This is a genomic window from Providencia sp. PROV141, assembly GCF_028481645.1.
Lineage (GTDB): Bacteria > Pseudomonadota > Gammaproteobacteria > Enterobacterales > Enterobacteriaceae > Providencia > Providencia rettgeri.
Genome location: NZ_JAMPPR010000031.1, coordinates 46084 through 62733, shown reverse-complemented (window position 1 = coordinate 62733; position 16650 = coordinate 46084). Strand labels below are relative to the sequence as shown.

Sequence of the window (16650 nt, the reverse complement as noted above, 5' to 3'; positions counted from 1 at the left end):
CCTTATTATTTCGCCAATAGGGGGCCTAATGGGCGACCACCCACTAGATGCATGTGGATATGAAACACTTCTTGACCTGAATGTTCATTACAGTTCATGATTAAACGGTAACCATTCTCTGCAATACCTTCTTCTTTAGCAATTTTAGCCGCTACAGTAAACAAACGGCCTAACGCAAGTTCATCATCCACAGTAACATCATTAACAGTCGGAATTAATTTATTTGGAATGATAAGAATGTGTGATGGTGCTTGTGGTGAAATGTCACGAAATGCCGTGACAAGTTCATCTTGGTAAACTACGTCTGCCGGGATCTCGCGACGGATAATTTTACTGAAAATCGTTTCTTCTGCCATTTCAATTTCCTTAGTCATTTAATCGTTCTTGTGAACTAATTTATACGTTATTTGTACCAACATTTAAATGAAACAAACGATTGAAGTTTTGCGTCGTAATTTCAGCGAGCTGCTCAACACTAACGCCCTTCAGCACGGCCATGTATTCAATAACATCCCGAACGTACGCGGGTTGGTTTTCCCTACCACGATGAGGAACAGGAGCCAAGTATGGCGAGTCGGTTTCAACTAAAATGCGATCTAAAGGAACAACTCGGGCGGCTTCTCTAATTTGTTCCGCATTGCGAAATGTGACGATCCCTGAAAAAGAGATATACATACCCAAATCGAGCAGTTCCACAGCCGTATCTTTATCTTCAGTAAAGCAGTGTAATACCCCGCCACAATCCATCACGTTTTCTTCACGTAAAATAGATAACGTATCTTCTCGTGCCGCACGAGTATGCACAATAACCGGTTTGTTCACTTCACGACCGATACGAATGTGCTGACGAAAAGACTCTTGTTGTAGTGCCGCGTTTTCTTGCTGGTAATAATAATCCAGCCCGGTTTCTCCTAGCGCAACGACTTCGTTTCCTGCCGCTAATTGTGCTAGTCGTGCAAAATCATATCCCTCATCTAAATTGAGAGGATGAATACCACATGAAAAAGCGATATTGTCACGCAGGCCAATCAATTTCTTCATGCTTTCAAAACCGTGCAACGTCGTTGCAACTGCTAACATGTAGCGAACATCACGAGCCGAGGCCTTTGCGATGACATCATCGACATTCGTGTGTAACTTTTCATAATCTAAACAGTCGAGATGACAGTGTGAATCAACAACAAACATATTTAACTCTTTTTAAAATGTAGGGACAGCCAATGAAGCTTCCCATTGTAATAATTGATTTGTCAGAATCAGTTCCTGATTCAATGCAGGAACTGTCAGTAATTGATGACGGCAATATAACCATTTATCATACATATTTATTAACTGAGTACGATTCATAGCGCCGGCTAATTGTAGGACTTGAGACTGCTGATCTTGGTTGATGCAAAAAGCCCCAGCACCTTGTTGAATTTTAATGGCATCCGCAAATAAGCTGAGTAACCAATTTAAGGCATCCGGCACCTCATCGATATTCAAACTAGGCAGCAAACTCAACATATCACCCGTTTGCAATGCATGGCTTAAACTATGGCATAGTGCATTACGTTTTTGCCAACGTTGTTCGTCCAATAAAGCTAACGCAGAAACCGGGGCGCCTTGGCATATTTTTAATGCCGTTATCGCATTTTCAGTAGCAATACCTGGTTTTTGCTTTTGCAGCCAATAGAGTGCTATTTGTAGATCGGGTGCGGGTAAGAAATGACTTAGACAACGGCTACGAATGGTTGCAAGCAAATCCTCTTGTTTCTCACTTCCTAATAAAAAGTAAGTGTCTTTTGCTGGCTCTTCCAATGTTTTCAATAACGCATTAGCTGCCGCATCTGTCAATGCCTCAACTTGTGGAATATACACCACTTTATTACCACTTTGTTGGGCATGGCGACTCAAGGTTTCAATTAATTTCCTAACCGCATCGACACTAACAGTAGACTTTCCTTTCTCTACCTCAAGAATATGATAATCAGGATGATTGCCTGCAAGCATCAAACGACAACTGTGGCATTGTCCACAGCTTTTTAGCCCGTCTCTTTCTTGGCAAATAAGCCAACGACTAATTCCATAGCATAGCGCTTGCGCACCATTTCCCGGCATTGAATGAAGCAGTAACGCGTGGTGGCCTCGACCGCTTTGGTACGCAGTAATGATTTGTCGGTAAGGTTCATTTAACCAAGGATACCAATTCATGGGATTAATACCTTATGTGGTTTATCAAGCACACGCTAGCCATCCGGTCAGCGTTTGGCGAATATCATGCTGTACTTGCTCAATGTTTTGGCTTGCATCAATCGTGAGTATCGTTTCATCACCCGCGGCCAACTCAAGATAACGGCGGCGTGTTCTTTCGAAAAATGCTAACGACTCTTTTTCAATTCTATCTAATTCACCTCGAGATCTTGCTCGCTGTAAACCTAATTCAGGTGGTAAATCAAGGTATAACGTTAATGAAGGCTTGAAATCGCCCAACACTAAGTCACGTAATGATTGCATCAAATGACGGTCAATTTCACGTCCGCCGCCTTGATAAGCTTGGGAAGATAAATCATGACGGTCACCGACCACCCATTTGCCCGCCGCTAATGCAGGTCGAATCACTGTTTCAACTAGTTGTACACGGGCAGCATAAAGCATGAGCAATTCAGCCTTATCAGTGACTTTATCACCCGCAATACCTTGCTTTACGAGCTCGCGTAATTTTTCTGCCAGTGGGGTGCCCCCAGGCTCACGAGTGAAAACAATATCCGTGATCCCAGCTTGGTTCAACGTTTCTACAACCGTGTTGATTGCTGTCGTTTTACCAGCGCCTTCAAGACCTTCAATAACAATAAATTGGTTTTTCATTTTTATCAGTTTTGCTGTTCAAATTGGCGGTAAACTTTAACGGCACGATTGTGGTCGTTTAAATTACGACTAAAAGTATGCCCACCTTTACCATCTGCGACAAAGAATATGTAATCGGTTTTAGCTGGATGTGCTGCTGCCTTTAACGATGCAAGGCTTGGCATTGCAATCGGTGTTGGTGGCAAGCCATCAATCTTATAAGTATTGTACGGAGTATAATTATCTAAATCACTACGATAAATTTTACCGCGATACTTGTCGCCTAACCCATAGATGACGGTTGGGTCGGTTTGCAAGCGCATATTTTTCTTTAGTCGGTTAACAAACACGGAAGCAACTTGGGCCCTTTCACTATCAACACCGGTTTCTTTTTCAATAATCGAAGCCATAATAAGCATTTCATAGGCATTTTTATAGGGTAAATCCCTATCTCGCCCTTTCCACTCTTCATCAAGGCTGTTTTGCATACGTTTATAAGCACGTTTCAGGATTTCAGCGTCTGTTGTTCCCGCCGTGTATAAATAGGTATCAGGATACAACCACCCTTCTAAAGTGCCTTCCCCGTTAAACCCAATAAGCGCATGCAGTTCTGTCGGGGTTAAGTTGGTGGTTTTATACTCTAAATAAGGCGCATCTCGTAAAATAATACCCCAATCATTCAAACGATTACCTTCAATAAAACGGATTGAAAACTGAGCTTCTTTACCACTCACAATTAATTGTAGGAGCTGTTCAACATTCATCCCCGGCTGCAGGCGGTAAGTTCCCGCTTTTAGCTGAGCCAGTTCAGGACGTAGTTTGAGCAACCATTGGAATTCATTCCCTTTTTCAAGAATTTTATCTTCAATAAGTAACCCTTCAAATGCAACACGCCCCGTTCCTGCAGGCACTGTGAAGATTTTTTCTTGTGTGATGCTGATAGGCGTTTTGGCATAGTTCAATACTTGACGGTATTGCCAATAGACCGCGACTGCAACAATAGCAGCCAAGGTCACGGCGATAAGAATGATTTTTTTGGCTAATTTCATTTATTGACCATTTCAATGCGTGTGTTGGTAATAATTAATTCATTTATAAAAACTAAATTTTGCAACGCAAAAATAAATACTCAAACAACTCACGGGACGCAAATTGCAATGGTGGACACTGTTGACTCATTTGAATACTTTGTACCGGTAAAACTGGCATCAACGCATTACAAATAATCACTTCATCACAATGAGTTAACACGTTAGCAAAGCGTTCGACCTGTTGAAGATGGTACTGGCTATCCTCTAGTAGTGATATTATCTTTTGTCTCATTAATCCATTTACCCCACTATGAGATAAAACTGGGGTGTATACTGTTTGCCCAACTCGCCAAAAAACATTTGCACTACAGCATTCAACAATAATACCGTCGGTATCTAGCACAATCGCTTCATCTGCATCAAGTTCATCAACCTCTTGCTTAATAAGGACTTGTTCTAGACGGTTGAGGTGTTTCATTCCTGCTAGCAATGAGTTGCGAGCTAACGGAATTTGACTAAGAACGAGGCGTGCCCCTTTACACTGCAGTTGAACATAATTATTCGGAAAAGGAGAAACGCTGACTATCACCGTCGGCGAAGTAAAACCTTTAGCGCTATATCCCCTACCGCCTACACCACGACTCAGGATCACTTTAATCACGAACTCATCTTGAGTTTGTTCTGCACAAATCTGCTTTAGATGCTCTGTCAAGCTTTCCCAATCTGGCTGTGCAATTTTTAATCTTTGGCTATCATGCTGTAACCGGGCAATGTGCTCATTTAACATTTTAGCTTGCTGATTAACGCCATGTATGGTCGTAAAGCAGCCGTCCCCAAAAGAGACTGCGCGATCGGTAACACTTATTTGCTGGCAAAGTTGCCCATTAACCCAATATGACATTGATAATACTTATAATAAAAGCTGATAAATCAGACATTAATCAAGTGGGATTATCATAAACTAAAGCGAAGAACTGTGCAAAGAACTGGACAAAATAAAGCCCCAGCCACATTACGTGACTAGGGCTAATTAATAACGGTAATAGATTAATTATTCGCCGCGATAACGACGGAAAATTAATGAACCGTTGGTGCCACCGAAACCAAATGAGTTACACAGAGCGAATTCCATATTCTCAACTTTACGTGCTTCACCTGGGACAAAGTCCAGTTTGCACGCTTCATCTGGGTTATCCAGATTAATGGTTGGCGGAACAATCTGATCGCACAATGACAAAATGGTAAAAATTGACTCAATAGCACCCGCAGCACCAAGTAAGTGGCCTGTCATTGATTTGGTTGAGCTGACTAATACATCTGTGCCTTCACCAAATACATTAACAACCGCTTGTGCTTCTGCCAAATCACCGGCAGGAGTTGAAGTACCGTGAGCATTGATATACCCCACGTCACTGGCTTTAATGCCTGCATCTTTCAGTGCATTTTCCATCGCAAGTGCAGCACCCGCACCATTTTCAGGTGGTGATGTCATATGATAAGCATCACTGCTCATCCCAAACCCTGCAATTTCAGCATAAATTTTTGCACCGCGCGCTTTCGCATGTTCATATTCTTCAAGAATAATAATACCTGCGCCATCTCCCAGAACAAAACCATCACGGTCTTTATCCCATGGGCGACTTGCCGCATGCGGGTCATCGTTGCGAGTCGATAATGCACGCGCTGCACCAAAACCGGCCACACCGAGTGGTGTTGTCGCTTTTTCAGCACCGCCTGCAACCATTACATCGGCGTCACCGTAAGCAATCATACGTGCTGCATGGCCAATATTATGCACACCTGATGTACAGGCTGTTGCAATTGAAATACTTGGGCCACGAAAACCGTACATAATGCTTAAATGACCAGCCACCATATTAATGATGGTCGATGGTACGAAGAATGGGCTTACCTTGCGAGGTCCACCGTGCAGTAATGACTCACAGTTGTCCTGAATTAAGCCTAACCCACCAATACCAGAACCAATCGCTGCACCAATTCGAGTAGCATTGGCTTCTGTTACTTCCAATCCAGCATCTTTAAAGGCTTGAAAGCCAGCGGCGATACCATATTGGATAAATGGGTCCATTTTCTTAGCATCTTTACGGGAGATGCCAAATTCTTCGTAATTGAAATCTTTTACTAAGCCAGCAAATTTAGTTGCGTGGTTAGTAGTATCAAAATGATCGATTAGGCTGATACCACTCTGTCCGTCACAAACAGCTTTCCATGATGACTCAACTGTGTTGCCGACAGGAGATAACATGCCCAGTCCGGTTACGACTACACGACGCTTAGACACGTATTTCCTCCAAGGAGGGAAAAGTTACAAAAGGAACATAGGCGATCGAGTGATCGCCTAGATAAGTTTTTCGTACAATTATTTAGATGCGTTCTCGACGTAGTCAATCGCAGCCTGTACTGTTGTGATCTTTTCAGCTTCTTCGTCAGGGATTTCGCAATCGAACTCTTCTTCCAGAGCCATAACCAGCTCAACTGTGTCAAGAGAATCAGCGCCCAAGTCATCAACAAATGAAGCTGTATTTACAACTTCTTCCTCTTTAACACCCAGTTGTTCAACGATGATTTTCTTAACGCGTTCTTCGATAGTGCTCATACTATTAAAATTCCTATCAAAACTCGCTTTCGCGATGGTTTTCGTAGTTTATGAAATACAGGAAAAGATACAACCCAATCCCGGCTGTTGGAACTATTATTTTGCATTATTTAGCGTTAGATAACACTAATAATGCAAATAGTTCCATCATTTCTTTAGATCATGTACATGCCACCATTGACATGCAATGTTTCACCTGTGATGTAAGCAGCTTCATCAGAAGCTAAAAACGCTACAGCACTGGCAATTTCTTGTGCATCACCCAGTCTATCCGCAGGAACCTGAGATAAAATGCCTGCACGCTGTTCATCTGTCAATGCTTTAGTCATATCAGTTTCGATAAAACCAGGTGCAACGACGTTGACAGTGATACCACGAGAAGCGACTTCACGAGCCAATGATTTACTAAAACCAATTAACCCTGCTTTCGCTGCTGCATAGTTAGTTTGCCCCGCATTTCCCATCACACCAACAACGGATGCAATTGAAATAATACGTCCACAACGTTTTTTCATCATGGCACGCAAAACGGATTTAGACAAACGGTAAACGGATGAAAGATTAGTGTCAATAATATCTTGCCATTCATCTTCTTTCATACGCATCAATAGGTTATCACGAGTGATACCTGCATTATTAATCAAAATATCAATTTCACCAAATTCTTCGCGAATCTTGGTCAAAGTTTCTTCGATTGATGCTGCATCAGTCACGTTTAACGCTAAACCTTTACCTTTACCATCAAGATAAGCGGTAATGGCTTCTGCGCCTTTTTCGCTGGTTGCTGTTCCGATAACGGTAGCACCACGAGCGATTAATGTTAAAGCAATAGCTTTACCAATTCCACGACTCGCGCCTGTTACCAGTGCAATTTTTCCTTCAAAGCTCATGTCGTCCTCAGCTATTTTCTAAAGCAGTGCTTAATGATACAGGATCATTGACTGCGACGGCAGTTAAATTAGAGACAATTCGCTTGGTAAGACCAGTCAATACTTTTCCTGGACCTACTTCAATAAGATGTTCAACACCTTGATCTGCCATTAATTCTACTGTTTCCGTCCAGCGTACTGGATTATACAGTTGACGGACTAAAGCATCACGAATATTTTGTGCCGACTTCTCAATTTTAACATCAACATTGTTAATAACTGGATAGCCTGGCTCACAAAAATCAATTTTTTCTAACGCTTCGGCTAATTTATCAGCAGCAGGCTTCATTAATGCACAATGAGACGGGACGCTAACGGATAATGGCAACGCGCGTTTAGCACCCGCTTCTTTACATGCGATACCCGCACGTTCGACTGCTGCTTTTTCACCCGCAATCACAACTTGACCCGGTGAGTTAAAATTAACGGGTGAAACAACTTGGCCTTGAGAAGCTTCTTGGCAGGCTTTTTCAATTGATTCGTTATCTAAACCAATAATGGCATACATCGCACCAGTGCCTTCAGGAACAGCTTCTTGCATGAGTTTTCCACGCAATTCAACCAGTTTAATCGCTTGTTTAAAGTCGATAACACCCGCACAGACTAAAGCAGAATATTCACCAAGGCTGTGACCTGCCATAATCGTCGGCATCGCGCCATTTTGGTCTTTCCAAACACGGAAAATAGCCACAGAAGCTGCCAATAAAGCAGGCTGCGTTTGCCATGTTTTGTTTAATTCTTCTTCTGGCCCATTTTGTACTAACGCCCAGAGATCGTAACCCAATGCTTCCGATGCTTCAGCGAATGTTTGCTCAACCAGCTGATTTTCTTCAGCTAATGCCGCTAACATCCCTAAAGACTGAGAACCCTGTCCGGGAAATACCATAGCAAATTGTGTCATGTCTATTTTCTCAGTTAATTAAAAACGAACCAATGCAGAGCCCCAAGTGAAACCGCCACCGAAGGCTTCTAACAGCACAAGTTGACCACGCTGAATACGACCATCGCGCACCGCTTCATCCAACGCTGTAGGAACTGATGCTGCTGAAGTATTACCGTGACGGTCTAATGTGACAACGACTTTATCCATTGTCATATCTAATTTTTTCGCCGTCGCAGAGATAATTCTTAAATTTGCCTGATGTGGAACCAACCAATCAAGTTCTTCTTTGGCAATACCGCTTTGTGCCAGTGTCTCATCAACAATATGTGCTAATTCGCGCACTGCAACTTTAAATACTTCGTTACCTGTCATCGTTAAATATGCAGGGTCTTCAGAACAACGGCTACGATTAGGTAATGTGAGTAAATCCCCATAACGGCCATCAGCATGTAAATGCGTCGAAATAATACCCGGCTCTTCAGATTCGCCTATAACAACAGCCCCTGCTGCATCACCAAATAAAATAATCGTGCCACGGTCTGCTGGGTCTAATGTTTTAGACAAAGCATCAGCACCAATAATTAATGCTTTTTTGGTCATACCCGTTTTGACGAATTGATCAGCAATACTAATCGCATAGGTAAAACCTGCACATGCGGCTGCGACATCAAATGCCGCGCAATCTTGAATACCAAGCATCTGTTGAATTTGGCAAGCCGCGCTAGGAAAAGCGTGAGTTGCTGATGTGGTTGCAACGATAATCAAACCAATGTCAGTTGCATCGACTTGCGCCATGTCTAACGCATTTTTGGCAGCATGAAAACCCATCACTGAGACACTTTCATCTTCGTTAGCAATTCTTCTTTCATGTATGCCAGTGCGTGTCACAATCCACTCATCAGAAGTATCAACCATTTTTTCCAGATCAGCATTGGTACGTACTTGTGCTGGTAAGTAGCTGCCTGTTCCTAAGATTTTACTGTACATAGCCATAGGTTATTGATCACTCCTGGGTAAAACAATATTTAGTCGCGCTGTTATTCTTTCTGGGACTTGTTTTTCAACAGCTTGTACTGCGCGGTCAATAGCCGCTTTGAAAGCGCCTTCATTCGCTGCACCATGACTCTTGATGACAATACCTTTTAATCCTAACAGAGTCGCACCGTTATACTGGTCGGGGTTCATGTCCCCAAAACGTTTCATTAAACGTTTTTTTAACCATTTTTTCGCCAGTTGCATAAACCAACTGCTTTTTTTATGTTGATCACCGGTCGATTTTATCAATGAAAGGATGACGCGTATTACGCCTTCCATCGTCTTCAATGAGACATTACCTGCGAAGCCGTCACACACTAACACATCGGTTTTACCTGTCAGTAATTCGTTACCTTCTACATAACCAATGTAATTAATTGATGACGTTTCTTTTAATACTGAGGCGGCTTCGCGGATATTATCCAGACCTTTACTCTCTTCTTCGCCAATATTCAGTAACGCGACTCTCGGTTTAGAAATGTTAACCACTTCTTCGGCCATCACGGAACCCATTACTGCAAATTGGACTAGCATATCACTACTACAGTTAACATTAGCGCCTAAATCTAGCACAACTGTTTGGCTTTTTTGCTGATTAGGTAAGATGGTCATTAGCGCTGGGCGCTCAATCCCCTCTATAGATTTTAGCATTAATTTTGCTAGTCCCATCAGCGCACCCGTATTCCCTGCACTCACGCACGCTTGTGCCTGCCCTGTCTTCACTAACTCTAAGGCCACTCGCATCGAGGTTCCTTTGCTTTGTCTTATCGCATTTGATGGTTTTGCATCGTTTGCGATAACGCCGTCCGCAGGAATAATTTCGACACGCGAAATTTGCTCAGCACTTTGATGTGCAAGCAAAGGTTGAATGGCTTCGGGTTGACCGACAAGCAGTAATTTGAGTGCTGGATTAGATGCCAGTGCCTGCAATGCAGCAGGCACCGTGACGCGGGGACCAACATCCCCGCCCATAGCATCTAACGCAATGGTTAGATTAGCCAAGGTAACAACAAATTACTTGTTGATAACCTTACGGCCACGGTAGTAACCATCTGCTGTCACATGGTGACGCAGGTGAGTTTCACCGGAAGTTTTATCTACAGAAACTAGGGTAGCAGTCAGTGCATCATGTGAACGACGCATACCGCGTTTTGAACGAGTTGGTTTATTCTGTTGTACGGCCATTGACCTTACTCCTTAAGTACTTTTCTTTAAACTGGCTAATACGGCAAATGGGTTTGGTTTTTCTGCCTCGGGAGGCAGTTCACCAAACACCATGTCCGCTACGGACACTTCACAGTGTTCAGAATCATGAACCGGAACAACTGGTAAGGATAGAATTATTTCATCTTCTATCATTCCCAGCAAATCTATTTCACCAAATTCATCAATTTGAATCGGTTCGTAGAGCTCCGGTAATGCTTCGGCCTTTTCGTCATTGACGACAGGACTAAAACAATACGATACGTAGGCATGATGCTTGAAATTTTTTCCGCAACGTTGGCATTGGAGGGTGAGATCCACATCGGATTTCCCTTCGATAACCGTGAGACGTTGTTTATCAATATTAAATGATAATTCGGTTTCTACATCACTGTCTACACTGACTACTGATTCTGCAAGACGTGCAACTTGCTCAGGTGTATAACTCCCGACATAGTCGAGGTTTTTCTGAGCTGCACGCTGCGCATCGATAGTCAGGGGTAATTTTACCTTTTGCATAAGGCGCGCATATTAACTTTGTAATGAGCTATAGTCAAAGAAAAAGGCGGGGTAAACTCGCCTTTTCACCAAAAAATCGCAGGTTTTGCGTTTTATAGTTTAAAATGAGTTAACCCTTTTGGCTACGAGTTTCGAGAAAAATCATGAAATCGATTATTTTGGCGTCAACTTCTGAGTACCGACATGCCCTACTAAAAAAATTAGGCTTACCTTTTTTAGCTGCTGCCCCAAATATTGATGAGTCGCCTGTATTGAATGAATCTGCCCAAGCTTTAGTCATGCGTTTATCTCATGCGAAAGCACAAGCACTCGCCGCTCAATACCAGCAACATCTGGTCATCGGTTCTGACCAAGTTTGTGTTATCAACAATAAGATTGTCGGAAAACCGCATAATTTTGATAATGCTTTTCAACAATTAAAATCTGCGTCAGGCAATAAGGTTACTTTTTATACTGGATTGTGCTTGCTGGATACCGAAACGGGTAAATTTGATGTGCAATGTGAATTATTTCATGTGCATTTCAGACTACTATCTGATGCGGAAATAACGAATTACCTATTGAAAGATGAACCTTATCAATGCGCTGGGAGCTTTAAATCAGAAGGACTAGGAATTAGTTTATTTGAGCGATTAGAAGGGCGTGACCCCAATACGTTAGTTGGGCTTCCACTTATTTTATTACTCGAGATGTTACGTCCACATCAAGTTAGCCCATTATTTGATAATTAATCCTTCATACTGGCAGGGAAAACCTGCCAGTTAATCAAATGGCTTACTTTTCTGCTTTACGACTACGTAATATTTTTAGGCAGTGATTTAATTGGTTATCTAATGGAGCTTGCAAACGCATCTCTTCACCCGTTTTAGGGTGCGTAAATTTCAATGCACTCGCATGCAAAAATAAGCGGTTTAAACCTGTCCCTGCCAGTTGGCTATCAAATTGCTTGTCACCGTACCTGTCATCAAATGCAATAGGATGCCCTGCATAAAGTGTATGAACACGTATTTGATGTGTCCGCCCCGTGACAGGGCTCGCTTTTACCAAGGTTGCATTATCAAACCGTTCTTCCACTTTAAAACGCGTCTCTGACGGTTTTCCTTCACTGCTCACTTTAACGACTCGCTCGCCACTTTGTAGAATGTTTTTAAGTAAAGGGGCTTGAACAACTTTCATGTGCGACTGCCAGTTGCCTCTTACGAGAGCTAAATAATCCTTTTGCATTTGTTTCAAACGCAATTGTTCATGTAACGCTCGAAGTGCTGAGCGTTTTTTCGCCACCAATAAAATACCTGATGTGTCTCTGTCAAGACGATGAACCAATTCAAGGAAACGCGCTTCTGGTCGTAAGGCTCTTAAACCTTCGATAACACCAAAACTTAAACCACTTCCACCATGAACAGCAGTACCCGATGGTTTATTCAGCACTAAGAGAACGTCATCTTCAAATAAAATGCAATTCGCTAATGCAGCGACTTTATCCAGTTTGGCCGAAACCGGTGCGGTTTCACGCTCAGCAACCCTAACGGGAGGAACGCGTACTTGGTCCCCTTCGACCAATTTATATTCAGGCTTTATCCGCCCCTTGTTAACACGCACTTCCCCTTTGCGGATAATGCGATAAATCATACTTTTCGGCACACCTTTAAGTTTAGTGAGCAAAAAGTTATCGATACGTTGCCCAGCTTCGTCATCGCTGATGTCAATAAATTGAACTTGATTTTGTGTATTCATTCGAGAATGCGTTAACTCTAATTGATTAAAATATGCGCTTATTTGCTTTCCCTATCATACCGACTCCACAAAATTTTTTATGTTTTTTTTTAATTTGGTTATTTTCTGCATGATTTATCCTATTTCTAAATAAAATTTCCATATAACTTCCGTATCGACTTGCTATAATGGCTATGGCAATGGAATAATATGAAGTTGCTGAGATGTTTAAAAAACGAAAGTTAACGTTTTATAGGATTTCTTATTTGATGGCGTAACAATGCAGCAATGGCGTAAGACATTTAGCAACATCAAATAAATTAGCGAGCAACGAATTTTGGCTTATTGGGTTAGGAACTTCCGTTTTCTTTAATAACTTACGGCATCCTGATTAAGAACGCTGAATTTTTAATCTAAAAATCAGGTTCACCGAATACTGCGCGTCTCTATACGAACGACTGCCGCGAGGCAGACGGTTTTGTAAAAATCACGAGGCCATCGGTTTACAGTAGCTCTTTCTTTCGCTGCTCTTTATTTAAAAGAAAATAATGAGTAAGTAATAACATGAAAAGAATGCTAATAAACGCAACTCAACAGGAAGAGTTGCGTGTTGCCCTTGTTGACGGGCAACGTCTCTATGATTTGGATATTGAAAGTCCCGGTCATGAGCAAAAAAAGGCCAATATCTACAAAGGTAAAATCACTCGTATCGAACCTAGTCTTGAAGCCGCTTTTGTAGACTACGGCGCTGAAAGACACGGTTTCCTTCCTATCAAAGAAATCGCTCGTGAATACTTCCCAAGCAACTATCACTCTCAAGGTCGTCCTAACATCAAAGATGTGTTAAAAGAAGGCCAAGAAGTTATCGTTCAAGTGGATAAAGAAGAGCGTGGCAATAAAGGTGCGGCACTAACTACCTTCATTAGCTTGGCTGGAAGTTACCTCGTTTTAATGCCAAATAACCCACGTGCGGGGGGTATTTCACGTCGCATCGAAGGGGAAGATCGAACTGAACTAAAAGAAGCGCTGTCTTCTTTACAAATTCCTGACGGCATGGGCTTAATCGTTCGTACCGCAGGTGTGGGTAAATCTGCAGAATCGCTGCAACAAGATTTACTCTACCGTTTACGTCACTGGGAAGCTATCCAAAAAGCCGCTGAAAATCGCCCTGCACCTTTCTTGATTCACCAAGAAAGTAACGTTATTGTCCGCGCATTCCGCGATTATCTGCGCCCAGATATCGGCGAAATTCTGATCGACAACCCAAAAGTTGTCGAAATGGCACGCAACCATATCGAAGCTATCGGCCGTGGTGATTTTGCAAGCAAAATCAAACACTACAGTGGTGATGTTCCTCTGTTTAGCCACTACCAAATTGAATCACAAATCGAATCTGCGTTCCAACGTGAAGTTCGCTTGCCATCAGGCGGCGCATTAGTTATTGATACTACTGAAGCATTGACCGCTATCGATATCAACTCTTCACGTTCAACACGTGGTGGTGATATCGAAGAAACTGCATTCAACACTAACTTAGAAGCGGCTGATGAAATTGCACGTCAATTACGTCTACGCGACTTGGGTGGTTTGATTGTTATCGATTTTATCGACATGACACCCGTTAGGCACCAACGTGAAGTTGAAAACCGCCTACGTGAAGCAGTACGTCAAGACCGCGCACGCATTCAAATTGCACGCATCTCGCGCTTTGGGTTATTGGAAATGTCACGTCAACGTTTGAGCCCTTCTTTAGGTGAGTCAAGCCACCATGTGTGCCCTCGCTGTACAGGAACGGGAACTATTCGTGACAACGAATCACTTTCTCTGTCTGTTCTTCGTCTTATTGAAGAAGAAGCACTGAAAGAAAATACTCATGAAGTGCATGCCATTGTCCCCGTACAAATTGCCTCTTACCTGCTGAACGAAAAACGCAAAGCGGTCAGTGATATCGAACAACGCCAAAGCCATGTCCGTGTTGTTGTTGTTCCTAATGACCAAATGCAAACGCCTCACTTCCATGTGATCCGCATTCGTAAAGGTGAAGAAGTCAATACGTTAAGTTATAACTTAGCGCAATATCACGAAACAGAAACTTTAACGCAAAGTGATGAAACTACCGCTGAGCGTAAAGTCCCTGAGCAACCTGCAATTTCAGCTTTTGCGTTGCAAGACCCTGTAGATGTGTCTACGGCCGTTAAACCGAAAGAAACATCAACTAAAGCGCCTGTTAAACCAACAACCGCAGAACCGGCAACACCGGGCTTGTTCAGCAAAATTGCAGCTTTCTTCAAGAACCTATTCGGTGAAGAAGAAAAAGTGGTTGAGAAACCTGCACCAAAAAATCGTAATAATAATGATCGCCGCCGGAATAATGACCGTCGCAATAATAATCGCCGTAATAATAATCGTCGTGATCGCGATGAGAATGAAACACGCGATAACCGCGATAATCGCGACAATCGCAATAACCGTAATGCGCCATCGGATGATACGAACACTCGCAATAAAGGTCGCAACAATAAGAATGCGAACACGCAAGACGAGCAAACAACTGACAATGCGAATCGTGATAATCAGCAACAACGTCGCGAACAACGCGCTGAACGCCGCCGTCGCCAAGATGAAAAACGTCAACAGCAAGCGGTTAAAACTCAGCAAGATACTCAGCAAAGTCATGTCGAAGATGCGGTGGAAAAGGAAGAAGAACAACGTCCGGTTGCTCCACGTCGTCAGCGTCGTCAATTAGCACAAAAAATCCGAGTTACTGATAACGAGCAGGTTGTTACACCTGTTGAAACAGTACCTGAAATGACCTCTGAGCCAGTGGCTGCATTACCTGCACCAGCTGCACCTATGAGCCCAATTGAAGGTGAAGTACAAACTGAAGAGCGCCAAGAATCAGTAGCTCAAGTTGATGGCGAAGAAAAGCAAGACACCATCATTCCACGACGCTCACGTCGTTCACCACGTCACTTACGTGTCAGTGGGCAACGTCGTCGTCGTTATCGTGATGAGCGCCATTTAACTAAATCACCAATGCCATTAATCGCTGCCGTTGCCTCACCTGAGCTGGCGTCTGGCAAAGTATTTATTCATTACCCAATTGCCCAGCCTCAACAAGAAAGCATGGCAATCATCACTAATGAAGAAATGCTTGAACAACAAAGTATTAATGATGCTCCTGTAGCAGAAGCGACAAATGTTACCCCGTCACAAAGTAGCGTGATAGTCACTCCTGTCGTGGCTGAGGAAGTTAAACAAGAGTCGCATGACACTCCTGTGGAAACCGTTAATGCTGAAGCAACGTCTTTAGTTAACAAAGCAACCGCTGCCGAACACATTATTGAATCAACACCGATTGTCGCTGATGAAGCTAACGTTACGCAGGAAGTTGAAACCGTCGAAGTAGTAAAAGAGACTGTAGAAATAGTGGCTGAGGTTATTGAGCCACAAGTTGAAATAGCTCAAACAGAAACGGTTGAAAGCGTTACTATCGTAGACGAACAAACTGCACCTGTTATTGCCAATGACGTGGTTAATGACGTCGTTGAAGAAACGCAACTTCCTCAAGTTACTGTCACAGCTTCAACCGAGGCAGTCAGTGTCGAAGAAGTTATCGAGCCTGTTGCTGTAGCTGAACGCGCGACGGTAGCAAGCAGCCCAGCGGTCAGCTTACATAAACGTCATGCTTATTCTCCAATGACAAAAGCACCAGCCCCTGCAGTTGCTGCTGCGCCATTTGAAATAACAGAATTTCAGCGTGAAGCCTCTACCTTTGAAGGTAAAGGTGGCGCAGGTGGCCACGTAGCTTCAAACGTCGCAACCTCTGAAATGGCAAAACCTGCTGATTTCTAGCAACTCGCTAGCTGTAAACATAAAAGCCTTGATAGGAAA

General features: G+C 43.0%; 17 protein-coding genes. 2 read left to right on the top strand and 15 right to left on the bottom strand.

Annotated elements, in window-relative coordinates:
- Positions 1 to 5: 5 nt before the first annotated feature.
- The 14 genes from hinT to yceD form a co-directional block, all read right to left on the bottom strand.
- Positions 6 to 356 (bottom strand): purine nucleoside phosphoramidase, encoded by a 351-nt coding sequence (hinT, locus tag PSF09_RS18675; RefSeq protein WP_036957623.1) that lies wholly within the window; start codon positions 354 to 356, stop codon positions 6 to 8.
- 40 nt (positions 357 to 396) lie between these two features.
- Positions 397 to 1188, bottom strand: a complete 792-nt coding sequence (locus PSF09_RS18670; protein WP_210836220.1) for a metal-dependent hydrolase — start codon at positions 1186 to 1188, stop codon at positions 397 to 399.
- A gap of 12 nt (positions 1189 to 1200) precedes the next feature.
- Complete coding sequence (gene holB / locus PSF09_RS18665; protein ID WP_272664686.1) at positions 1201 to 2193, bottom strand: DNA polymerase III subunit delta'; 993 nt, start codon at positions 2191 to 2193, stop codon at positions 1201 to 1203.
- Between the two features lie 24 nt (positions 2194 to 2217).
- The gene (tmk, locus tag PSF09_RS18660) at positions 2218 to 2847 is read right to left on the bottom strand and encodes a dTMP kinase (protein ID WP_210836222.1); all 630 of its coding nucleotides are present in this window, start codon (positions 2845 to 2847) and stop codon (positions 2218 to 2220) included.
- A 5-nt stretch (positions 2848 to 2852) separates the two neighbouring features.
- Positions 2853 to 3875, bottom strand: coding sequence for an endolytic transglycosylase MltG (gene mltG, locus PSF09_RS18655; RefSeq protein ID WP_272684298.1), 1023 nt, complete (start codon positions 3873 to 3875; stop codon positions 2853 to 2855).
- 52 nt (positions 3876 to 3927) lie between these two features.
- On the bottom strand, positions 3928 to 4758 hold the full coding sequence (pabC, locus tag PSF09_RS18650) for an aminodeoxychorismate lyase (RefSeq protein ID WP_272664684.1): 831 nt from the start codon (positions 4756 to 4758) through the stop codon (positions 3928 to 3930).
- A 150-nt stretch (positions 4759 to 4908) separates the two neighbouring features.
- The gene (gene fabF, locus PSF09_RS18645; RefSeq protein WP_272664683.1) at positions 4909 to 6159 is read right to left on the bottom strand and encodes a beta-ketoacyl-ACP synthase II; all 1251 of its coding nucleotides are present in this window, start codon (positions 6157 to 6159) and stop codon (positions 4909 to 4911) included.
- A gap of 78 nt (positions 6160 to 6237) precedes the next feature.
- Complete coding sequence (gene acpP, locus PSF09_RS18640; RefSeq protein WP_004253236.1) at positions 6238 to 6474, bottom strand: acyl carrier protein; 237 nt, start codon at positions 6472 to 6474, stop codon at positions 6238 to 6240.
- A gap of 155 nt (positions 6475 to 6629) precedes the next feature.
- Complete coding sequence (fabG, locus tag PSF09_RS18635; RefSeq protein WP_004253233.1) at positions 6630 to 7364, bottom strand: 3-oxoacyl-ACP reductase FabG; 735 nt, start codon at positions 7362 to 7364, stop codon at positions 6630 to 6632.
- Positions 7365 to 7371: 7 nt separating this feature from the next.
- Complete coding sequence (gene fabD / locus PSF09_RS18630; RefSeq protein ID WP_210836229.1) at positions 7372 to 8304, bottom strand: ACP S-malonyltransferase; 933 nt, start codon at positions 8302 to 8304, stop codon at positions 7372 to 7374.
- Positions 8305 to 8322: 18 nt separating this feature from the next.
- Positions 8323 to 9273 carry a beta-ketoacyl-ACP synthase III gene (locus tag PSF09_RS18625; RefSeq protein WP_210836289.1) on the bottom strand — a complete coding sequence of 317 codons (951 nt, stop codon included), beginning with the start codon at positions 9271 to 9273 and terminating at the stop codon, positions 8323 to 8325.
- A gap of 9 nt (positions 9274 to 9282) precedes the next feature.
- Positions 9283 to 10323 carry a phosphate acyltransferase PlsX gene (gene plsX, locus PSF09_RS18620; RefSeq protein ID WP_210836231.1) on the bottom strand — a complete coding sequence of 347 codons (1041 nt, stop codon included), beginning with the start codon at positions 10321 to 10323 and terminating at the stop codon, positions 9283 to 9285.
- A gap of 12 nt (positions 10324 to 10335) precedes the next feature.
- The gene (gene rpmF / locus PSF09_RS18615; protein WP_004253223.1) at positions 10336 to 10506 is read right to left on the bottom strand and encodes a 50S ribosomal protein L32; all 171 of its coding nucleotides are present in this window, start codon (positions 10504 to 10506) and stop codon (positions 10336 to 10338) included.
- A gap of 12 nt (positions 10507 to 10518) precedes the next feature.
- The gene (gene yceD, locus PSF09_RS18610) at positions 10519 to 11043 is read right to left on the bottom strand and encodes a 23S rRNA accumulation protein YceD (protein ID WP_210836234.1); all 525 of its coding nucleotides are present in this window, start codon (positions 11041 to 11043) and stop codon (positions 10519 to 10521) included.
- 143 nt (positions 11044 to 11186) lie between these two features.
- On the opposite strand from yceD, the gene PSF09_RS18605 reads away from it, so the two are divergent.
- Positions 11187 to 11774 carry a Maf family protein gene (locus PSF09_RS18605; RefSeq protein WP_210836236.1) on the top strand — a complete coding sequence of 196 codons (588 nt, stop codon included), beginning with the start codon at positions 11187 to 11189 and terminating at the stop codon, positions 11772 to 11774.
- Positions 11775 to 11817: 43 nt separating this feature from the next.
- Here the strand turns inward: PSF09_RS18605 and rluC are convergent, their stop codons facing one another.
- Positions 11818 to 12777, bottom strand: a complete 960-nt coding sequence (rluC, locus tag PSF09_RS18600) for a 23S rRNA pseudouridine(955/2504/2580) synthase RluC (protein ID WP_210836238.1) — start codon at positions 12775 to 12777, stop codon at positions 11818 to 11820.
- A 543-nt stretch (positions 12778 to 13320) separates the two neighbouring features.
- Between rluC and rne the strand changes: the two genes are divergently transcribed.
- The gene (rne, locus tag PSF09_RS18595; RefSeq protein WP_272684297.1) at positions 13321 to 16611 is read left to right on the top strand and encodes a ribonuclease E; all 3291 of its coding nucleotides are present in this window, start codon (positions 13321 to 13323) and stop codon (positions 16609 to 16611) included.
- Positions 16612 to 16650: the final 39 nt, after the last annotated feature.